This is a genomic window from Paenibacillus sp. L3-i20 (genome assembly GCF_022180385.2).
Classification (GTDB): Bacteria; Bacillota; Bacilli; order Paenibacillales; family Paenibacillaceae; genus Pristimantibacillus.
In genome coordinates, this window is the sequence record NZ_BQME02000002.1 from 2,400,884 (window position 1) to 2,423,704 (window position 22,821).

Annotated in this window: 17 protein-coding genes; 4 read left to right on the forward strand and 13 right to left on the reverse strand. The window is 43.4% G+C overall.

Annotated elements, in window-relative coordinates; all coding sequences use genetic code 11:
• Window positions 1-63: 63 nt before the first annotated feature.
• Window positions 64-588 carry a PadR family transcriptional regulator gene (locus MFF31_RS24920; RefSeq protein WP_238191947.1) on the forward strand — a complete coding sequence of 175 codons (525 nt, stop codon included), beginning with the start codon at window positions 64-66 and terminating at the stop codon, window positions 586-588.
• Window positions 589-1,341 (forward strand): CPBP family intramembrane glutamic endopeptidase, encoded by a 753-nt coding sequence (locus MFF31_RS24925; RefSeq protein ID WP_238191949.1) that lies wholly within the window; start codon window positions 589-591, stop codon window positions 1,339-1,341.
• 397 nt (window positions 1,342-1,738) lie between these two features.
• Here the strand turns inward: MFF31_RS24925 and MFF31_RS24930 are convergent, their stop codons facing one another.
• The 10 genes from MFF31_RS24930 to MFF31_RS24975 form a co-directional block, all read right to left on the reverse strand.
• Window positions 1,739-2,683, reverse strand: coding sequence for a hypothetical protein (locus MFF31_RS24930; RefSeq protein ID WP_238191951.1), 945 nt, complete (start codon window positions 2,681-2,683; stop codon window positions 1,739-1,741).
• A 293-nt stretch (window positions 2,684-2,976) separates the two neighbouring features.
• Window positions 2,977-4,512, reverse strand: a complete 1,536-nt coding sequence (guaA, locus tag MFF31_RS24935; RefSeq protein WP_238191953.1) for a glutamine-hydrolyzing GMP synthase — start codon at window positions 4,510-4,512, stop codon at window positions 2,977-2,979.
• Between the two features lie 139 nt (window positions 4,513-4,651).
• Entirely contained in the window at window positions 4,652-7,669 is a 3,018-nt protein-coding gene (locus MFF31_RS24940; protein ID WP_238191954.1) for a transglutaminase domain-containing protein, read from the reverse strand.
• A complete protein-coding gene (locus MFF31_RS24945; protein WP_238191956.1) occupies window positions 7,659-9,017 on the reverse strand; it encodes a DUF58 domain-containing protein in 1,359 nt (452 codons plus the stop codon). The genes MFF31_RS24940 and MFF31_RS24945 overlap by 11 nt, the downstream gene beginning before the upstream one ends.
• Window positions 9,014-10,057 (reverse strand): AAA family ATPase, encoded by a 1,044-nt coding sequence (locus MFF31_RS24950; protein ID WP_238191958.1) that lies wholly within the window; start codon window positions 10,055-10,057, stop codon window positions 9,014-9,016. The genes MFF31_RS24945 and MFF31_RS24950 overlap by 4 nt, the downstream gene beginning before the upstream one ends.
• A gap of 100 nt (window positions 10,058-10,157) precedes the next feature.
• Window positions 10,158-11,498 carry a polysaccharide deacetylase family protein gene (locus tag MFF31_RS24955; RefSeq protein WP_238191960.1) on the reverse strand — a complete coding sequence of 447 codons (1,341 nt, stop codon included), beginning with the start codon at window positions 11,496-11,498 and terminating at the stop codon, window positions 10,158-10,160.
• 200 nt (window positions 11,499-11,698) lie between these two features.
• On the reverse strand, window positions 11,699-12,169 hold the full coding sequence (bcp, locus tag MFF31_RS24960) for a thioredoxin-dependent thiol peroxidase (RefSeq protein WP_238191962.1): 471 nt from the start codon (window positions 12,167-12,169) through the stop codon (window positions 11,699-11,701).
• A 19-nt stretch (window positions 12,170-12,188) separates the two neighbouring features.
• Window positions 12,189-12,980, reverse strand: coding sequence for an ABC transporter permease (locus MFF31_RS24965; RefSeq protein ID WP_238191964.1), 792 nt, complete (start codon window positions 12,978-12,980; stop codon window positions 12,189-12,191).
• Between the two features lie 5 nt (window positions 12,981-12,985).
• Entirely contained in the window at window positions 12,986-13,780 is a 795-nt protein-coding gene (locus MFF31_RS24970; protein ID WP_238191966.1) for an ABC transporter permease, read from the reverse strand.
• Window positions 13,777-14,805, reverse strand: coding sequence for an ABC transporter ATP-binding protein (locus tag MFF31_RS24975; protein WP_238191967.1), 1,029 nt, complete (start codon window positions 14,803-14,805; stop codon window positions 13,777-13,779). The genes MFF31_RS24970 and MFF31_RS24975 overlap by 4 nt, the downstream gene beginning before the upstream one ends.
• A gap of 319 nt (window positions 14,806-15,124) precedes the next feature.
• Here MFF31_RS24975 and MFF31_RS24980 point away from each other — a divergent pair, with 319 nt between their 5' ends.
• Both MFF31_RS24980 and MFF31_RS24985 read left to right on the forward strand, forming a co-directional pair.
• The gene (locus MFF31_RS24980) at window positions 15,125-16,222 is read left to right on the forward strand and encodes an LCP family protein (RefSeq protein WP_238191969.1); all 1,098 of its coding nucleotides are present in this window, start codon (window positions 15,125-15,127) and stop codon (window positions 16,220-16,222) included.
• A gap of 123 nt (window positions 16,223-16,345) precedes the next feature.
• Entirely contained in the window at window positions 16,346-17,656 is a 1,311-nt protein-coding gene (locus MFF31_RS24985) for a glutamate-1-semialdehyde 2,1-aminomutase (protein ID WP_238191971.1), read from the forward strand.
• Between the two features lie 210 nt (window positions 17,657-17,866).
• Here the strand turns inward: MFF31_RS24985 and MFF31_RS24990 are convergent, their stop codons facing one another.
• The 3 genes from MFF31_RS24990 to MFF31_RS25000 all read right to left on the reverse strand — a co-directional run bounded on the left by MFF31_RS24990 (window position 17,867) and on the right by MFF31_RS25000 (window position 22,680).
• Window positions 17,867-18,553, reverse strand: coding sequence for a cyclase family protein (locus MFF31_RS24990; protein WP_238191973.1), 687 nt, complete (start codon window positions 18,551-18,553; stop codon window positions 17,867-17,869).
• A 163-nt stretch (window positions 18,554-18,716) separates the two neighbouring features.
• Window positions 18,717-19,574, reverse strand: coding sequence for an amidohydrolase family protein (locus tag MFF31_RS24995; RefSeq protein ID WP_238191975.1), 858 nt, complete (start codon window positions 19,572-19,574; stop codon window positions 18,717-18,719).
• Window positions 19,561-22,680, reverse strand: a complete 3,120-nt coding sequence (locus MFF31_RS25000) for a GNAT family N-acetyltransferase (RefSeq protein ID WP_238191977.1) — start codon at window positions 22,678-22,680, stop codon at window positions 19,561-19,563. Before MFF31_RS25000 ends, MFF31_RS24995 begins: the two co-directional genes overlap by 14 nt.
• Between the last annotated feature and the right edge of the window lie 141 nt (window positions 22,681-22,821).

Here is a 22,821-nt window from a genome sequence, read left to right on the forward strand (position 1 = left end):
CATTAAAAGTATATTGAATATATCAAATAGATATATCGAGTTGATACATAAAGGAGTTAGCTTATGACTGAATTAGTTATATTAGGAATGTTGATTCAAGGAAAAATGAGCGGCTATGATATTAAAAAAATTACAGAGCAGTCTGTCGGAATCTTTTACAAAATGAGCTATGGAAGTCTATACCCCGCCCTCAAACGTCTTCTGGAAAGTGGGTTCGTAACGGAAGAAGAAACGAAAGACAGTAAAAACAAAAAAGTGTACAGCATTACAACCGACGGACAGCAGCATTTTATGAAATGGTTAAGTGAACCTCTTCAATCGAACAAACGCGAATATTTGATCAAAATCTTCTTTTATGATTACTTGGATGAACCAACAAAAAAGCGCAACTTAATGACATACCAACAAACGATCGCACGTAACATTTCACAAATGGAAGTTGTGCAATCCATCGTATCCAAGGAACTTGAGCAACTGGAAGATAAAGACGCTTATTACTACCGCGTATCTGTCATGCATTATGGTTTACACTTTTTCAAGATGGAAAATGAATGGCTAAAAAAAATAATCGAAAAAGAGGAATTTTAAATGAAAACAACGGATAGCTTCTTTATAAAAAGACCTATAGCCACTCTTATTTTAATCGAGCTTATGCTTATCATTTTTGTTGCCGGAGGCAGCGCCTTCACATCGATCGCTGAGATTACACATCCACTAGCTCTAACCATTGGCTTTATTCCGATTGCACTATTTCTTGTTATCTACCTGACTGCAAAAAAACAATGGAACACCTTTTATTTCACTAGTCTTTCTAAACTAACAAAGCAACAATGGCTCGAATACTTACCACTGCTGCTCATATTAATCGTATTATTGATCGCTAATAAAGGCTTTGAACCTGCTCCTTTCTCATTTTTCGCATATATGCTTCTGTCCCAGTTATTTTTAGTTGGGTTTGTTGAAGAAACGTTGTTCCGGGGAATAATGCTGCGGGTTCTTATGCCAAAAGGAAAAGCTATTGCGGTCGTCGTTTCCAGCGTATTGTTTGGAGTCACCCATGCTTTGCAGGCACTAGGCGGTCAATCGTTAGAAGATACCATTTTGCAAATTGTATATGCGTTAGTTCTAGGCTTTGTACTGGCAATGCTCGTTTTGAGAAATCGCTCCATTCTGCTCGCCGTCCTCTTCCACGGTTTGCATAACTTCCTTAACTTCACTGGAAATGATCCTGGCACTCATCTTTATTCCTATATCGTTATCGCAATTCTCGTCATTCAAGCTCTATGGCTAGTGTCTTCATCCAAAAAAACGATGGTTCAATCAAACGTTATTTACTCCTAGTTGCAGGCGACAGGGATGGTCGGTTTTCAATAAGTAATAATAAAAGACTGGTGTATCGGATAGCCGATGCCCCAGTCTTTTTGAAATCCATTACTCGAAAATAGGATTAACGCTTTCTTTTAAAGAGATTTAACTTCTTCTTAGGCTTCGTTTCTTTTTCAACTAGTGTATGCATGAGGACAGGACATTTGGGGCCAGGAAGAAAAATCAATAAGTTGAGATCCTTATGATTCACAAAACCATCTCCTTCATTAGTTGTCGATGCCATTTTATATTAGCATAGATGTGATGTCGAATAATCGCATCTCATAACCAGAGTAGGAATATTTCATCTTATTCATTTTCAATTGTAGCAAAAGCTTTAAAATAGACAATATAAATCAGTACAGGAACTAGCTCATTGAGTCTCCTCAATCCAAGCAATACGTTTCGCTTTTAATTGAGACACCTCTTTTTCCGCATTGCTAAGTTCAACTTCGAGAGACTTCACTACGATTCTTAGCTTTTCAAGCGCCCTTAGTACCTGTTCTTGCGCATCTTTAATACGGCCTTGAACAAGCCAGTCGGAAATCAAACCGTCAAACCAGTAATCCGCCATTTTAAGTGTCCCACTTATATCGATATGAATATTCGTCGACTTATCAAGATCAGATAACTCTTTATGTAAGTCTTGCAATTGGCGATTTGCATTATGAATAGACGTTTTTGCATCATCTATATGCTCATGCTTAATATGAGTGCTTAATAAACCACCATTCGCCCACAAATCCCAGTTGCCCCAGTTCTCCGCTTTTTCCAAATGCTCCGAAGCATAAGTTAGCGAGGACAGGACGCCACGACCGGCAGAAAGTGCCTCTTTTATCTCCTTAAGCAGTAAGCTTTTGTGCGAAATATGTTCTTCCATCTCCTCCAGTTCATCAACTGTATGTGGGGAATTACGTAACGCAGTTTCCTTCCTTAACATCAGCTCATTGTAATCTGAGCCTGCGTTCGAAAGACTAACATATTGCTCGCCAACAGCTAGCAGCTCCTCTTTAAGTTCCTTAAGAATTTGCTTGGCTTCTTGAAGTTTCAGTACTGCTATCAGTTCCTGCTGACGTTCAAGTTCAAGTTGATCCGTCTTGCTTCTCAATATCGTATGAAACAAATTCATTAGAGATAACCTCGTCAGTTTCTCAACATCCTCTTGCTCCATCTCCAGCTCCACTTCCAACTTTACGATTAGTACTTCCTGCTCTCTGATTCGCTTATTCAAATACCGCTGCTTCTCTACAACTCTGGACAGCTCATGCATCCGCTCTTTTATTTCTGTGAAACGCTCAAAATCTAACTCCTCAGACATTCCAACCCTCCTGTTCAAAATCGTTCTCTCCATCTAACCTTTAACGACTTTTACTGGAAAAAGTTTCATTCCATAACTGGCTGTCATCCAACCTTTCTATTCATTTCCTCTATTATTTCTTGGATTATGGTCAAAAAAAATACTCCCTTCTATTTGCTAAACAACGCAAACAAAAGAGAGCATATTTTCACATTATATTGGTGCAGGTGTACGTAGAATATCAACATCACCAACGTCATAACCCCTTTTATTACAGAGATTATGAGCGATTGATGACATCTAATAGTTTCAATCTATTCCCACTCAATTGTAGCTGGTGGTTTCGATGTCACGTCATAAACGATACGGTTTACGTTGTCTACTTCGTTAACGATACGTACTGAGATTTTCTCAAGAATATCCCAAGGAATACGTGCCCAGTCAGCTGTCATGCCGTCGATGGATGTTACTGCACGGATACCTACTGTGTAGGAATACGTACGAGCGTCGCCCATTACGCCAACACTCTTCATGTTAGGAAGAGCCGTGAAGTATTGCCAGATCTCGCGATCAAGGCCAGCTTTAGCGATCTCTTCGCGCAAGATAGCATCGGACTCACGAACGATATGAAGCTTGTCCTCTGTTACTTCGCCAAGAACACGGATTGAAAGACCCGGGCCTGGGAATGGCTGACGCCAAACGATTGCTTCTGGAAGGCCACATTCTTCGCCAACTTTACGAACCTCATCTTTGAATAGCGCTTTAAGAGGCTCAATAAGCTTGAACTTAATATCTTCAGGCAATCCACCAACATTGTGGTGAGATTTGATTGTTTGAGCTGTAGCAGTACCGCTCTCTACGATGTCTGTGTAAAGCGTACCTTGTGCCAAAAACTCAAAGTCATCCAGCTTGTCCGATTCTTCTTGGAAAACGTAAATAAATTCGTTGCCGATAATTTTACGTTTTTGCTCTGGATCTTCTACGCCCTTCAGCTTGCCAAGGAAACGCTCTTGCGCATCGATTTTTAGAACTTTCATATCGAATTTGCCTACGAATGTTTCCATAACGCCCTCTGCTTCGCCTTTGCGCAGCATACCGTGGTCGATAAACATACAAGTAAGCTGGTCGCCGATTGCTTTATGAAGAAGAATAGCTACAACGGATGAATCTACGCCGCCAGAAAGCGCGCAAAGCACCTTTTTGTCGCCAACTTCATTACGGATATCACGAATTGCATCTTCAATAAACGATTCCATCGTCCAATTTCCATCACAATCACAAACGTTGTAAAGGAAGTTGCGAATCATTTCATTACCAAACTCCGAGTGACGAACTTCTGGATGGAATTGAACTGCAAAGAATCCACGATCAGCATTGCTCATTGCTGCAATTGCATGATCTGAACTTGCATCTAATTTAAAGCCTTCAGGCAATTCAACTACATGATCGCCATGACTCATCCAAACAGTTTGAACCTTGTCAAGACCAAAGCCGATTTGTGATCCTTCTATAAATTCAACTTCCGCCTTACCATATTCACGTTTGCCTGCACGCTCAACTTTACCGCCCAGTTGATTCGACATAAGCTGCATACCGTAACAAATACCGAAAATTGGAATGTTCAAATCATAGATCGCAGGGTCTACCATTGGTGAATTTTCTTCATATACACTAGCGGGTCCTCCCGAGAATACAATACCCTTCGGCTGCAATTCACGGATCCGTTCTACTGATGTATTATACGGCAATAGCTCGCTGTATACGCCCAAATCACGAATACGGCGTGCTATAAGTTGGTTATATTGTCCTCCAAAATCCAGAACAACGATCATTTCATTTTGCTTAGTCATTACCGAGCCTCCCTCAATTGATGTAGTAATTATATATAAGGCGCTTTGAGAGAGTCAAGGCGCAGAGCATATCCTGTCGAATATGTAACACCGTACCTTAGAAAACTATCCTAGGGAACGGTTTTTTTGGCATTAATGCTCAATTATTACCCAAATAACGTCTTTGCGCCTTTGTTTGACGATCGAGCGTACGATCCTGCTTCAAAAGTTTGATGCACACCTCTCGAAGCTCATCTATTGTGGGGGCATTTGGTAAATACCCAGGAGCACTATAGTTCGCATCCTCTAGCCAATGCGTTAACCTTATTAATGTGCTCTGCTGCTCCGTATTCATACGTTCACCAAGCGAACTCGTCAACTCTCGCAGTGTCATATGACTAGCTTGACGATGCGAAGCCAATGCTTCCGCTCCGCTCAGTCGGCTGCGCAGCAATTCGATGAGTGCTTCCGCCACATCGATAAGACTTTCCCTCTGCCGCTCAGCTCCGCTACAGGCAGCCTTCGCCGTTGCTTGGCGGCGCGGTCCAAGCGCCGCAGCTTCGCTCGCAGCGCCAAGCTGCTCCCGCTGCGCCGATGCGCTAGCCGCTACGCCGCCGGGCAGCTCGCTCAGCGCTAGCGCTGCTCCGGCTAGCGCAGGCGCCCCAAGCCGCGCGCTAGCCGCGCTATAGCGGCGCAGCGCGAGCCGCAGGCGCAGCCGCTTGCGCTGCGCCGCAGCTATTGCTGCGCCTGCTAGCGCCAGCGCGGCAGCGCCTACGCTAGCTGCCGCTAGTGGCGCAGCCGCAGCCGCTTCAGCGGCGCTAACCGCACCGCGGGCGATCGCTTTCGCCCCGCGCGCAAGAGCTACGGCTGCTTGCTCTCCCGCCGCCTCAAACCTGCTGGCGAGCTTTGCAAAGCTCAGCTCGCCACCACTTTCCGCAGCGGCTCCGCCATTCGCTGCGTCCCTACTGCCTTCCCCCGAGCCAGCGCCGGGGGAAGACGCAACTGCACTCACGCCATCAAAACCTGGTGTCGGATCAAACGGCACCCAGCCTGCGCCTGGGAAATACACTTCCACCCACGCATGAGCATCCGAGTTTTTCACCTCGTACTGCGTATTACCTGCCGCGAGTGAAAGTTCCACATTTTTAGCAGTCGCTCCGTCTTTTGCTTGAACAACAGTACCTGGAGTAAAACCTTTCACCCACCTAGCAGGAATGCCCTCTGCGCGAAGCATAACAACCATTGCCGTAGAGAAATGAACACAATAACCTTTTCGCTGCTCGAAAAGAAAGTGGTCAACAAAATCTGTTCCAGCAGGAGGAGCTTTACTATCTGTTTTCGTATAGGAGAAACTGCTCTCTAGAAATCGCTCAATCGCCTTTACCCGGTCATAACGACTTGTGACTCCTCCACCAGACACTTCTGCAGCCAAGGCAGCAACACGACTAGGCAGTGAATCTGGCAGCTGCAAAAAAACCTCCAACTCATCATCACTTAAATCCTCAGCCTCAGCCTTATCTTTCTCATTTGCACTTGTCTTTGCATTTCCTTCTGCATCTGCCCCTGTACTTGCTCCCGCACTTTCATCATTGGAACCTAATCCAGAAGTTAATTCCTTATTTTCTTCCCCAAACTCAAATCCGCTTTCATCCAATGCTTGAAGCTCATCTTCCCCCGTAATTGGCAAGTAGCTTTCTATCGTATACTGCTCTACTATTGTCATTTCTGATTGTGCATACAAGCTGTCTATGAGATCATTTTTTAAGTAACTGCCAAGCTTCCGCCTTGGATCTGCAGCGATCATCTCAGTTACTTGAACTGGTTGTCCAGATGCAAAAAGCGGCATTGCAGCAATTGGATTTTCCCATGTTATTGTTTGTTTAATAAGTGAACCTTTCTTTTGGGTGGTCCCCCCTGCAAACCCGCTATTCCCCTCTGAGGTCACTCCCGTTTCACGTACAGAAGTACTACTAGTTTGTACTGGCAATAGTGTCAACTCACTAACATCGTTACTCCAGCCGCTGCCATCATAAAATGACTTCGATTCACCACGCCAATTGGCTCTAATGGATGAATAACCATTAAATACGACAGTAGAGTCATCGCTTAGCGATGCACCAAGCTTTGTATCATCAAATCCATAACCTGTTAAGCCTTTGCCTAGCTGACCTGCCTTTGAGTTTCTAAGTGCCGCAACAGATGCGCCATCCGAGTTTATTGCATCTATCCCCTGTTGTAGACGTTCCGTCATCGCAACTGTCCACGCAGCAGGCGCCAAATCAGTTTCTTTTTCACCACTTGCAAGAAGTGAGAAGCCAACAATAATTAACGTTAAAAACAATGAGCCAGCTAACCAACTGCGATCTACACCTTGCAGTCGACCCACGCCAACATCCATCATACGTCTGACACGTGGCAATGCTACAACTGCCGCTAGCAAAAGACCTTCTGCTGTTGTACGCAATAAACCTGACATAACATCCATACCTAGCCATATATGCAGTGTTACCAAATAAAGCAGTGTTATTGCAGCAATGCTTAGCGCAGTCTGCCTTAACCATATTAATGATTGTAATGCTGGTGCAAGCAGCGACCAGCCGACAAATAATAAAAGTGTGCGAATTTCATCAGACATTGCCCATAGTCCATTTTGTATAATTAACTGGACCTGTTCAGTGAGCAAGACTGGAAAAGCTATCAACCAATCTAAAACACTTTGGTTGTCACTCTTAAACAATAACATCAAGCCTGCCAATACAATTACAATATTGAGTGGTATTGTAACACCCAAAGACAGTCTGAAAATACCAGTGAGCAATATTAAACCTATGACCATCATCAGCGGAATAGGCTGGAAGATAAGGGACAATTGGCCTGAGTTGCCCCATGGGAGCAGCCATTCTGCCAGCAGTCCAAAAAGAAGCAGTGATGTTACGCCACGAAATGCAAAAGACCCTTCATACTCCTTTTCATCATCACGATCCGCACCCTTTACTTGATTACGAATCAACATTTGTTCCTCTAATCTGTCGTTGTCTGCCTGTTCACTTTCGGTTCCTCTCGCTTGCTCTTGCTTCGATCCGCTTACTATTTCTCCATTCATGTCTAGTGATGAAAATTCATTGATTTCCCTATTCATTTCTTTTGATGAATATTCATCCCACTTATCAGATGGCATAGTCGTTCACCCCTTCCTCAGAAGAAGCCCATGTTTCCATGCCTTCGGACATATGCACCCAATGTACTTTCATACCGCTGCCTTCCAACTTTCGGCTCTGCTCCCGCATTGCAAATGTTGCTACTGAATGGCGGACGATCAAATAAAGCTCAATCCCCATATTATGCTCAGTTGCATAATCAGCTAACGTCGACAAGCGGCGATCGTCTTGCCAATCGGGGGAAAACAACTTTAATGTTCCACCTTTGATCAAACGCCCGCTTATTTCACTTAAGCGTTCCACTTTGAAAGCGTTACTGTCGACACGAAGATAAGCAAGCTGATGTGTTAATTCGGACATATTTGCTCGGCGATCAACGCCTGCTTTATTTGCAATTTCGTATATCCAATCATTTGTTATTACTGTAACAGAATGTCCTTGCTCTACGTTGTCCTTAACACTCCGTAACGCCCAGCTAATACATGTATCAAATAACCGATTATCCCCTTTGTATGCATCCCTGTACTGATCAATCAATATGTATGTGTGTAATAATTCAACACCAGAGTACACCTTCGTAAATAGCCCTCGTCCTCTTGCTGCTGCTCGGAAGTCTAAGTTCCGCAGCGGATCACCATCTCGGTAAGGACGGCTATCAGGACCTGCGCCTGCCCATGCAGACGATACTGACGATTCATTTAATCCCATTATCATGCTCGAACGATTATTTTTTATATGCTGAGGCAAGTGCCCCTTCACTCGTCCATCTTCCCCCACTGCTTTTGCCTGTAATAGTAATTGCATATGAGGTACCGCAGGTATAACAAGAAGCTTATTCTCTTGAATTATCGTTCGCCTAATTGCCGTCATGCCAAGCCAATCTCCAACGATTACGGAAATGGGTGAAAAGCAATGAACACCTCTTGTTAGCGACTTAAGCGAATAAGTGACTTTCTGTTCCTTACTGAACATTGGTACATGCACGGATCGGAAGTAAACTGGGCGTTCGTCTATGCCGCTTTCATTTCGTTCACTATCCTCTATTGCAATCCAAACAAAAGGTATGCGCCAAGAGCGTTGAAATGTTATTTCAATGCAGGCATCCTGCCCTTCCACTACTTCTACAGAAAAGGATCGTCTAGTAGCATCTAATCCAATCGAAGCAACTAACGGTAATAAACCACTAACGACAATCAGTCCTGCCAGCAAAGTTAGAGCATACCATTCCACAGCTCCTCCACGATGCAATACGGCTACAAACGAAGCTATAAACGCGATACTTATAAAAAACCAGACGCCCCATCTTGTTTGATAGACTGCTTTCTCTCTCATATCGCTAATCGAAATTGTAATTTCACGTTCACTCATCTCGATTTCCTACTTCCAAAGCCGACGCCCGCTTCTGGAGGATATGGCGTATCTCGAATGATACGACGAATAACGGATGACTCATCCGAGTGAGCAAGACCTGCACTGCTGCGTAAAGTTAAGCGATGTGACAATACTGCTTCTCCTGTAGTAGAAAGATCATCTGGAATAACATATCTGCGTCCCTCCAGATATGCACTTGCCTGTGCGGCCCGCAACCAATCACGAAGCGCCCTTGGACTCAGTCCCAGCAATACATCATTAGAACGTCTCGTTTCTTCTGCTACACGAACCATATACTCTAGCAATGCTGGATGGGTGTGACCTTGTCTCACTTCAGCTTGCATCTGCAGCCATTCTTGAATCGCTATAACAGGTCTGATCCGATCCGGCTCTATTCGTTTACCTTCTGCATATTGCTCTAGCATCCGCTTCTCATTGCTCGCACCGGGATAACCAATTGTTAGCCGCATCATAAATCGATCCAGCTGTGCCTCAGGCAAATGACTAGTCCCTTCGAAGCTAAGCGGATTCTGAGTTGCTATTAGCATAAAGGGAACTGGAAGTCGCCTCGTTTTCCCTTCTATCGTTACTTTACGCTCTTCCATTGCTTCAAGAAGTGCTGATTGTGTTCGAGGTGACGTTCTGTTTATTTCATCTGCCAAGACGACATTACCCATAATTGGACCTGGACGATATACAAGTTCATTAGTCCGAGGTTCTAGCACTACCCCGCCTACAACATCTGCTGGCAACATATCGGATGTAAATTGAATTCGTTTAAAGTCGCCGCCTACCGCACGTGCAAAAGCTTGAGCGAGCATCGTTTTTCCGACGCCAGGAATATCTTCAAGCAGCACATGTCCACCAGCGAGCATCGCGACGAGTGTATGTCTGATCAACTCTTGCTTCCCTAGCAATACTTGCTCTACTTTAACTAATAAGCGATGAAGCAACACTTGCGGTGCCTCAGGCCAGTGATTAAGCGCATTTAATTGAGGTTCATGTTCATTGCTTTCGGATAATTGGGAATTAATCATCGTGCTTTCGCCTCCTGAAAAATAAATCTATCTATTTCTCAGGTTCCCCACTTTACTCCCAATTTAGACCTGCTAGATTCTATTATTATTAAGCTTTCTCTTACTCTTCGATCCAAACCTCTCTGTGATCGCTATTGTAAACATAATCCTCAATTGAAATGCCAAATTCACTAAGTGTAGCTCTAATTGGAACATTAAGTTTTTCTGCCGGGCTTTGAGTAGTAAGTGCATCCGCATCAGCAAGCCAAAATACTTGTTTCCCTTGAATATTTGCTTCAATAATGCCAGACTTCTGATCCATCTCTGCTTCCCCGCCCAACCACTCCGTCAGTTTCTTTAATGGAACATGGATAGAACCTTCAATTAGTTTGTATTCCCCTGCTCCCAAAATAAGTTGCTCATCTCCACGATTTACAATTAATGAAGTACCCGCTTCTATTTTATGTTTCCGTTCACCACTACCATCTAGTCTATCAGCGAACATCTTTAACTTATTTTGTTGGCTGCTTGTTACTGAACCCCTGCTCCACTTCAATCGTTTTGCTGTTTGAAATTGCATAGGCTTAACACTTTCATCCAAAACGTCAAATTGATAACCCAATCCTTTATAATAACTAATAATCTGTGGCAATGCCTTTACCGATTGTTCATGCCCCACACTGTCATGCAGCAATACATTTAGCGTGTTTGCGAGCTTAGAGTTCTTCACATTTGCCACAATCTCATCAGCTGGTACACCCCGACGTTTCGAATCACCACTGTCTACATTCCAATCGTGTACCTGATAACCCGCTTCAGCTAATGCATCGAAATAACCCTGATCAAAATTAGTATGTGTCCCGCCAGGAGCTCTAAGCAGCGTTGTGCGGATACCTGTCGCATTATAGATCGCATCATCCGTTTTCATAATTTGCTCGGCAAATTCGCCGAAACCTCCGTACAATTGTTCATATTTATGATTAAAGGAATGATTGCCAACAGCATGACCTTCTTCTACGATTCGTTTTGCAATAGAATGATTTTGTTGTACTTGCTCACCAAGCAGAAAAAATGTAGCTTGAATACCCTCGCTCTTCAAAATATCCAAAACCTTAGGAGTATGCTTGCTTGGTCCGTCGTCAAACGTCAAATAAATGGTCTTCCCATCTACTCGCTTATCTGGCTTCAGATTAGTATTGGTTATATCTGACTTTTTGCCTTCTTCTTTGGAAGATACAGCTATCCCCTCCACGTTCTCAATAGCTATTTCTTCCTCAGGAATGATTTGAATAGGTTCCCCGAGCAGCGGCTGAGTCTCATATTGATAGGTCACTGTGCTAGCTGAATAGGATTCATTACTGATTCTAGCTGCCTCCCCCTTATAAATCAGGCTACCGCCAATTTGCAAAATGCCAAACCAAATTACAACTAAACAAATGGATGCTTGTATGAATCTCCGCATCGTCATTGCCACCCTTCTCTATCATGAAAATAATTGCTTATTATCGATTTGATAGAGTATATGAAATCGGATTCTAGTAAATGACAGCGCTAATGATAATAATTTGATTTAAAAATAACAAAAAGAAGCCTTAAGCATCTTTTACAATGCTTAAGGCTTCTCACTAGTTCATAACGTAAATTCACAACATTTTTGTTAATCTATTTGTTTAACTCTTTTACTGCTTCAAGCACTTCAAGGGCATGACCCTTCACTTTCACTTTGCGCCATTCACGTACGAAATTACCAGCAGTATCAATTAAAAAAGTTGATCTTACGATGCCCATATATTCTCTGCCATACAACTTCTTCATTTGCCAAACCTCGTATTGTTCGCACACTTTATGCGCCTCATCTGAGAGGAGCAGATAAGGCAGCTCCTTTTTCCCAATAAAGTTCAAATGTGATTTGATTGAATCCGTGCTTATGCCAAGTACAATCGTATTTTCGCCGCTGAATTGATGATATGCATCCCTCATGTCGCATGCTTGCTCAGTACACGTTGGTGTCATATCCTTCGGATAAAAGAAGATAACGACATTTTGTCCTCGCAAGTCCATAAGCGAAACAGTTTCACCATTTGATGCTGGCAGCTTAAACTTAGGTGCTTTTTTCCCCATTACCAAAGCCACTGCTTATCCCCCTCAATCTTTACGATCCTGCTCCACGATATTTCTTGACGCCATGGTTCCAAATAGCTAGTCCAACGCTAAAGAAAACAATACCTACTACCGGTGTAAGCATCGCTAGCTGCGACAAATCATCTGACTTCTTTTCCAAAAAGTAAGATGCCGGAATAACACCAACAAATGCGAATGGAAGCAGCCAAGTTAACACAAATCTAATTAGTTTATTATAAATGTTAACGGGATATCGTCCATAATTTTGAATATTGTACATGAGTGGAACAATACCAGTAGGCGCATCGGAATAAAATGAAATAGCGCTGAGTGCTGTGTATATTCCCGCATAAATCAAAACTGCGCCAAATACGAACATAAGCAAGATGAACAAATCTAGTATCTCGAATGGTAATCCCATTTGAGACCAGCAATACGCCATAATGCCTGCTCCAACGAATGAGCCGATGAGCGACTGCGGATCGACGTTTTCAAACAACACTTGAAACAAACTATGGGCTGGCCGCGTCAAAACACGGTCCATTTCCCCCTTCACAATATAGCGCTCGCTAAAGTTCCAAATACTAAAGAACGTACTAAACACGCCATATGGAATCATGAAGAACCCATATACGAATACAACCTCAAGCTCCGACCAGCCGCCGAGTGACGCCGTATGTTGAAATACGATAAGAATGAATATGAGGTTCATCCCCTGGAACAATAGATCTGAGATGACCTCGATCCAGAAATCGGCACGATACGTAAGCCTTGTTTTGACATAGTTTTTGATATATTCCCAAAATAATGATGCGTATCTCATTTCGCTTACCCCCCTTGGACAATGAGCCGTTTACGAGCTGCACGCCATGTTAACCAGATTGGAATAAGCAACAGTAGAAACCAGAAAAGCTGGATCGACAGGACGCCTGTTACTTCACTAAGCGGAGTTCGGCCTGTAAATACTGAGCTTGGCAAATACGTGATTGCTTGGAATGGAAGCCACTGCATAATTTCAGTCAGCCATCCAGGGAAAAAGGCGATTGGAACAACAACCCCTGAAAATAAATCGACCATAACCCGCTTCATCCGCATCATGCCTTCATTATTTTCCACGAAAAAGGCGAACAGACCAGTCAATATGTTGATCTGCGAATTAATCAAAAAGCTGAAAAACAACATAACGAGATAAATAAGCCAAACGGTCGGATCAGTTGGCAATGATACTGGGAAGATCAAACAAACGATTGCGAGCCCCGGAACCATAAACAATAGAAGTCGGAATAATCCTTCGCCAAAGCCCTGCATCATCTTAACAAGAAGATAGGAATACGGACGAATAAGCTGAACGGCTACACTGCCGTCACGTATTTCATTGGCTATCTCTCGATCTAGATTGTTAAAATAAAAAGCTCTTGCCATCCACGACACAGCAATATAGGTAGTCATCTGGGCTACTGTAAAACCTGCAAGTGTATCTTGATCTCCATAGATTGCTTGCCACAAGAAATAATATGCGCCGATATTGATCGCATAAATAATGATGCCGCTATAATAATTCACGCGATAAGCAAGCATCATTATAAATCGGATACGAATAAAATCGATATAAGCGCTCATCATGATGAAGCAACTTCCTTCTTCGTTGTTTCAGCAGAACCCGAGTGATAAATACTTCTAACAATCTCGTCTGTGTTTGTCTCAAATATTTTGATATCACGAATGTCTGCTCCACCCACAACTCTTGCCATTGCATCCGAGAAGCTAACCTCATGCGGCACAAACAGCTTCGCTGTCAAATCATTTTCTATCGTCCAGCTCGCATCTATCCCGTCTGTGAGGGCTTCGAGCTTAGCTAAAGGCGTTTGTTTTGTAAACTGGAACTGAATTTCGCGACCTTTGCTCCACTTCGTCTTAAGATCGTCCAAGCCTCCATCATAGATGATTTTGCCATCATCAAGCATAATGACACGCGAGCAGAGCGCTTCGATATCTTGGAGATCATGTGTAGTCAGCAAAATAGTTGTGCCCTCCTCCTTGTTCATTTGCATAAGGAAGTCACGAATTTCCGTCTTCACAACGATATCCAAGCCGATTGTAGGCTCATCTAGAAACAAAATAGATGGATTGTGTAGAAGGGATGCAACAAGCTCACATCTCATCCTTTGTCCAAGACTCAGCTTACGAACTGGTCGATTAAGCAATTCACCAAGTTGCAAGCGATCGACCAAATTATCTAGTCGCTTACGGAAATCAGCCTCTGATACTCTATATACCTTGCGCAGCAGTTGGAATGATTCTATAACACCGATATCCCACCATAGCTGAGAGCGCTGACCAAAAACAACGCCAATCCCATTTACAAACTTTTCTCTATCCTTAAAAGGAACATACCCATTCACTTTAATGTCGCCTGCGGTTGGCACAAGAATGCCTGTGAGCATTTTAATTGTCGTTGATTTCCCTGCCCCGTTCTCACCGATATAACCGCAAATCTCGCCTTGAGGAATTTGAAACGAAATATCTTTAACTGCTCGAACCTCATTATATTCACGCTTAAACAAGTCTTGCAGTGCGCCTGACAAACCTTCACGGTTTTTCTGTACGCGGAAGTCCTTTCGTAGGTCCTTCACATCTATCGCTAACATTTTTATGTAGCAACTCCTCTTCTGTCGACATTTCCTGGGAAATAACGATTTTATTGTGCCCAAAACGATAAAACTTGCAACTAGTCTACCAAGAGCTTTATAATTTTATGATATGTAATCATACATCAGTTATCTCTATGCGTAAATGGTGCAACCCTATGTGCGCCTGTATTTGCGAACGGCTACCCTTAGCCGCAATCGGTTCTGCTGATTGCAATATCTCCTTAGCCAATACACACGTATAACTACAGCTGTCTGACCTACTTACATGGATGTATTACACAAAATTGTCGTAATTGAAAGGAGACCTACAAACGCAATGCGTACACGGTCAGATGGAAAGAAAAAATTTCGATGGAAGTGGCTAATTATTATCCTCTCCATCATCGCTGCTGGTATTTTGACAGTATCGATCATATGGGGCGCTGGTATATATAGTGCTTTGGACAATTTCAAAAAGACACCAGAAGAATCCATTTTCAAAGACATCAAACCAGAAAATGTTGTAGAAGTGCCTAAATGGGAAGGTAAAGAGCGAGTCAATGTTCTGTTGCTCGGCGGCGATGCACGAGATGCCAAAGACGGAGATATCGCAAGATCTGACTCCATTATGGTCGCTTCTCTTGATCCGGTAACGAAAAAAGCTCATCTGTTCTCCGTACTTCGCGACACATATGCGGAAATTCCGGATCATGGTGACGGCAGAATTAACTCCGCCGTTACGATTGGCGGGCCTCCGCTAGCCATGAAAACAGTAGGCGATCTGCTTGGACTTGAAATTCAATATTTTGTATACACCGATTTTGAAGGCTTTAAAGCTCTAATCGATACCATTGGCGGAATCAACTTTGAAGTTGAAAAAGACATGCGTTATAGAGATAACGCTGACGGGAATCGTTACGACATTGATTTGAAAAAAGGTTATCAACTTCTAGATGGTGATAAAGCACTGCAATATGTACGTTTCCGTCATGATGCGATGAGTGATTATACACGTACGGAAAGACAACGAAATTTCCTCGGCGCAGTGGCAAAGGAAATGAAATCGACTTGGAATATCGTTCAAATGAAAAAAATATTAGAAAGTGTATCACCTTACATTGAAACTAACTTAACAGTTGGCGATATGCTGAAGCTAGGTCAACTTGGCGTAGAGAGCACGGTTGGCGGCTCAGCCCAAATCCCTCCGATGGAGCTTGTAGGAGAGAGACATGTTGGCGGCGCATCCGTTATTGGGATACGTGATACCGACGCATTGATTGGCTACGTACAGGAAGTGTTGCTCAAGGATGATACGTTGCCGACACCATCTGAATCATCTTCTCCTAATGGAGAAAGCAGTAGTGAGAGCACTAACGGTACTAGCGAGCGCTCAAGTAATGCTAGCGAGTCAAGCAGTAGCCGGTCGTCTAGATAAATGACCATCCACCTTTTGTTAATATTTTAATGATACTTAACCACATTAATGGACAGCCTGCTCGAACAACGAGCAGGCTGTCCTCTCCTTGTACAACAATCTCTTTTTGAAAGGAATGTAAAGATGAATTCAAACAGACCCACTTCCGAACATTTATATCAAGAAGCACTTAAACATATTGTAGGAGGCGTTAATAGCCCCTCCCGATCCTTTAAAGCTGTAGGCGGAGGCGCTCCTGTCTTTATGAAACGTGCTGAAGGCGCTCATTTCTGGGATGTTGATAATAATCGTTATATCGATTATTTAGCTGCGTACGGACCAATAATTACAGGACATGCTCATCCGCACATTACAGAGGCAATCGTTCGTGCTGTACAGAATGGTGTCCTATACGGTACACCTACTGAACTCGAAATCCAGCTTGCGCGAATGATGAAAGAAGCAATTCCATCACTAGATAAAGTTCGCTTCGTCAATTCCGGAACAGAAGCAGTTATGACAACAATTCGAGTTGCACGTGCTTATACAAAACGCAACAAAATCATTAAATTTGCTGGATGCTATCATGGACATTCCGATCTTGTTCTAGTCGCCGCTGGTTCAGGACCATCCACTCTTGGTATTCCAGACAGTGCGGGAATTCCAACTAGCATTGCACAAGAAGTCATTACCGTACCATTTAATGATTTGAAAGCACTTGAAGAAGCTCTGCAACGTTGGGGTAATGAGACTGCGGCAGTTATGGTGGAACCTATCGTCGGCAACTTCGGCATGGTTATGCCTCATGAAGGTTATCTGGAAGGGCTGTGCAAGCTAACAAGAGATGCAGGCGCTCTCGTTATTTATGATGAGGTCATCAGCGCATTCCGTTTCCACTATGGTGCTGCTCAAACATATAACTTCTTTGCGGATCATGCAGCGATTGAACCCGACTTAACCGCACTTGGCAAAATCATTGGCGGAGGACTTCCGATCGGTGCATACGGCGGTCGTCGTGAAATAATGGAGCAAGTTGCTCCACTTGGCCCTGCTTATCAAGCAGGAACGATGGCAGGCAATCCTGCTTCAATCTCAGCTGGTATTGCTTGTCTTGAAGTACTGCAAACACCAGGTATTTATGAGCGTATGGATGCTCAAGCAACAAGACTTGCTAAGGGACTCGGCGATGCAGCGAAGCAACATGGCATCCCTCTTACTATTAATCAAATTCGTGGCTCCTTCTCAGCTCATTTCTGCGACCACCCTGTCACAAACTATGACGAGGCGCAAAATACTGATGGAGAAATATTCGCTAAGTTTTTCCGTCTCATGCTTGATCAAGGCATCAATCTTGCTCCTTCCAAATATGAGGCATGGTTCATGACAATTGCCCATACAGAGGAAGATATCGATGCAACGATTGAAGCGGCGAACAAAGCGATGGCTGCACTATAAGAGAGCACTTCGAAGTTGCTGTATAGAGAATCTATTAACGAAGTTGTATAGATCGATGCAGAAGTTCAAATAAGATCGAATCATGATGAAAGAAAATAAAGTATTAGACGTAGACGAATCACAACTATAAATACAGCGGCAGCCTTGGACGAGAAAATAAAGTCCTAGACTGTCGCTGTTTTGTTAATCTAACGTTCCCCGTTATAGCTTTTATTCTTCAACTTCAACGATCACATTAACGACAGATGCATCGTGGTTCTTAATGCGAAGTGGTGCTGTAAAGGCTGAAATGAGCTTTTTTCCGATCAATGGCGCTGGATTAATGTCTTCATAAATAAGCATTGTCGGCTCTTCATACTTTTCGTGGTCTAAGAAGGCATGGTGGACAAAATATCCATTACCTTTTGCTTCTGTCAAATTTTCGATACTCAAAGTATCAATGGCCACCGCTTTGCAGTTTGGCAACTTCGTACGAATGTATTCGGCAGCTTCTGGGGAGACAGCTGGGAAATTATTGGCGTATTTCTCAAAATCCGTTTCCCGGTGTTTCCAAGTGCCCGTATTAAAGATCAGAATATCCGCTTCATACAGGTCTTCATATTCCTCCATCTTTTCGATGGTGATAAAACCGTTTGGGCCAAGAGGACAATTGATTAATAGCGGCTTTCGGTAGATGAAGTCTTCAATTGGAACAGCATCTATTCCCTTACCGTTATTCAAATGATGCCACGGAGCATCCACATGGGTACCGGCATGAAGATAAATACTTAACACACTTCCATTCCAGTCATCCCCTTTGTCCAAACGCTCTCTAGGCTCTATTTTCACTTCTGGCAATCCTGGATATACAGGCATTCCTTCATAAATGGGGTAACCAATTTCCACGTATTTCGGCATACAGAGACGCTCCTCTATGTGTATAACTACAAGCTCCGTATTAAAACTTCCTACTGGATTTAGTTGTGACCATATTCAAATGTTGTTGTGTCCCGTGAGTTCGACATTGTCTCTCAAGGCACGCATTCGAACCCGGTAACTCTTATTTGAGTTACTGGGAACATCACTCCACCAACGGTTTAATCTTCGGAAACACCTTTAATGCCGTTTTGTAAAAGACATCTTCGTGGTACTCTACCGGAATTAGCTCTTTCACGAACTGAATATATGGTTTGACAGGAGCTAGCGGCCAATCCGTTCCAAACAGAAACTTGTCATAGTTATCACAATACGTGATGGCGTGACGAAGATGGGAGAAGAAGAGCGGAGAGTCCTTAAGCCGCTCGCAATTAGCCGTATCCCCTACCATTAAGCCAGACAAATCGGCAAACATATTACGATTTTTATATACGACCTCGGCTCCATCCAGTACCCACGGATCACCAAAGTGAGCCATCATAAAGTTTACATCCCGATGCTTTACTGCTACCTCGTCCAATGCGAGCGGATGGGAATACTTTAACAACCCTCGCTCCGAGTATGTATCACCCGTATGGAACACAACAGGCATCCCATATTGGGCAGCCAACTTGTAGATCGGATCATATACACTGTCATACGCATAGAAAGGATAGTAGCCTAAATAAATTTTTAGACCGACGACGTTCGGCTTTTGCAGATCTACTTCTATCCTTGCCAGAGCGGCAGCATCCAGCTTAAAAGGATTGATTCCAAGGCAGTAGACAAGCTGCGGCGGCAGCGCATCAGTCAGATCAAGCCCCATTGGTGTAATAGACTCCGCATCAGGAAAACCATCTGCTTTCGTTTCCGTCAAACCCATGCCGATTCCTAATACAACGTTATTTTCCGCATATTCTTGCAAAATGCCAGCTACAGAATAGTCTACAAACGATAGTTCCTTAGCTGTGCGATGGAACTCGGCAATTTGTGATAAATGCATATGTGCATCAATGATTTTCATTGTGAATCCTCCCTTGATCGTCAAACCGTATTGCCCGTAAGTCAGACAACGATTCGGATGGAATCGCTTCATCTGTTAACAGGAAAAAGAGGGGTGAAGTAAAAGTAACACTGTCGTTTGGCAAATTCAGCTCACGTACGACCGAAGCACAAGCCACTTCCTTATTCGAGTATACTTGCAGCTCCGCCCTATCAAGGTCAGTTACAATTTGCAACTGATCCTTTCGAGAAGAAGAACCAAAGATATAGTCGGACGCTTCGTTAACGGACAACTCACCTTGTGCCAGCTTATAGCGTAATTCCTCGCCCGCAGACCCTGTTGTTTTTAGCCAAACGTCTTTGTCTTCGTCCTCTGTTTGCAAGAAGATGTCGGTAGTCCAGCTTTTACCGTCAAAGTACGTTCCCGTACTTTGAACAATCTCTACCGTATGGCAAAGAACAGGTACACCAGGAAGCAGCAAGAAGTATTGATGACAAGTGAGACCACGATATTTCTCCTGCTTATTAACAGAATAACTCATCTTGATACCTTGCCAAACGTTTCCTCTATTATCAACTAACTCGGCAAAAGAAGCTTCTCGTCCTTCTTTAACCATTGAGTAAGCACTTAGTCCCTCAACATGATTGCTAATCCCGCCTGTCCATGGGTTCCACCATGATTTTGGCTGTCGTTTAGGGAAAGAGCTAGCTAGCCACTCCTTGCCGCTACTGACTAGTGAGTAGATCGCCGAATAAAACTGCGGTGCCCCTTTTATTTGTATCAGACCGTTGTCTGCGACTAGAACTTGCTCACCGTGCTCTTCAACGTATTCCATACTCACTTTACCTTGACCGATTGGGAATACAGCTCTGCTCAATTGAATATCATGGGTGGCAAAATGTCCATCTACATTTACGATGTCATATGAGCCTTCACCCGCAGTCAGCTTGAAGCTGGATTCTGCCTGTTCCTCGTCTTCCGTTATTAGTTGCGATTGATCGGAAGCCGCCACCTTATTCAGTGACGCAATCAATTCTCCATCCAAATACTGCCGCTTATACTCCTTTACGAGAACATCAATTACTTCTTTAGCGACAAAAGGGTTATGCTCATTAGCACTCATCTCAAGATGAGCTGTTAGGGAAATATCAGCTGGGAGAGCTTCCTTCTGTGCAAACGCACGGAACTCCTTCCAGTTGGAAAAGCCCCCATGCGAAAGGTAAAACGGGCCGTACGTTTTGTTGCTATGTGGCTCAATAATGCCCAGATTAGTTTCTATGGACACATTCCAATGTTGAAAATCAACGCGGTATTCCTCTGGCCAGCACATTCCCCATGAACCATCATCATCTCTAGAGAATAGCCAATTTTCATTAAGTAGTTCTCCATCCCAATAGTCTAAATCACTGCCGTAAGATGCTGGTACTTCAACATATCGACCTTGATATGGCAAAATGGGTCGGTGTAGACTATGGAAAAATCCTTGGGATATCCAGAGCTCAGCAGCCGTTTTGTCTGAAGAAGTATTTGTTACTTCTATCCTGTGCTCCACCGTACCATCTCCAAACAGGAGTGTTTTTACGATCAGCCCGATTTGAGGATAGGCAAGGGATCTAAAGGTGATGTTTATGCCGACTGCACTCTTTTCCTCTATGAACACTACTTTTTCGGCACGTTTTTTTGAAAATTCGCTCGAAAAAGGTTTACCAAGCTTGGGATAGCTTAGGAAGGTCGGTTCCATGCCAGTACCACTTGAGATCGTTATCTCGTTATCTTCTTTGCTCAAAGCTAGTGTGTAGTGACCGTGATTAATCTGCCAATTTTGCTCTGTTTCCCCAGCCAGCATAATACCTAGTCCAGTGAAAGCAACACCAATCTTTTTTGTAAAAGAGACGAAACTGCCATTTGTCAGCTTTGCTCTTACCGGTAGATCCGCCTCATAAAAGCCATGTTCAAGCAACTCAACGGAAAGTGGGAGTGAAATGCGTTGTTTGCCATTCAAACGCAGGGTGTGACTGTTCTCCTTAAGTTTGAGAAAGGATCGTGCAGGCAATTCAAATGAAAATTCAGCTTCCTCAGCAAAGTTATTTTCTATATCGAGATAAACTGTCGCTGTTCGTCCCGGATAGGTCAAACCATGTACATGCATGGAAAGAGAAGCAGGAAACTTAGGTACAATCCCCACTTGGAATAGAGCTGACTTGCCATTAATCAATACATTTGTGCAAACACGAGGATGCGTGCGCCATACGCTCTGTTCTTCTGTAATTTCATCTACAAAAAAACTAGCAGAAAGTGATGATTCCCCTGTTACCACAAGCGTGTGCTCGTACTCGAAGCGGATATTTCCACTATTTTCACCCTTTAACGAGATTGCTAGTGGCTTACCTGACTTGTTGATAATTCGGTAGTGGATCGTATACTCACGGCCAAAGACAAGCTCTAACTTCTCCACCTCAGCCGATAGCAAATAATCATCTGTCTCAATTAGACGCATACCACGGCCGAGTCGCTCAAACTCTACCCGCAAGTTCGTTGATTCTTTCTGCCATGAGTATGTGAAATAATCAAAGTCGTTATCCTTGCGTCCATCTGGCTCAATTACGATTTCCCTCGTCGAGTCCTTATACCAGTCAAGATCATTAAAATAATCAGCAATCGCTTCTGTACGAAGCACCGTAGGAATCATGTTCATCAGATGCGTACAATCGTCTCGATCTTCCCAGAAAAATCCAAACTTCTTATATAACGGAACAGCCTTCGTATTTCCTGCCCATGTATAGAGATCAAGCCTTGGCCAACCAAGCTGAATCGTTTGTTCTAACGCACGGTCAAGCAGCAACCGACCTACTTTTTTGCCATGATAATCAGGGCGCACATTAAGTAATGGAACGTAGAGGGCACCCGTATCTTCCCTGTATTCCGCTAAGCTGCAATAGCCAACAACCTTTTCTCCATCTATCGCTAAGTAAAGTGCTAGAGAATCAGAGCTCGATTCATCCTGTCTTATCTGTTCAGCTGTAGAGATTGAGTTCCCGCCTCCCCAGCTATCCCGGCTGCTATTCCACATATCTGCTACTTGTGGGGCCAGATCAGGGTGGTACGGAACGATAGAAATTTCATTCATATTTATTTGCACCTCATCTACGTTGCTAATTTTTGTATATCAAATAAGAGTAGCATCATCTATTAAATGGATAAAGGTAATTATTTACTATAGCAGTTTTAGACAATAAAATATTGCCAATCTCAAACTTCTTAATACATA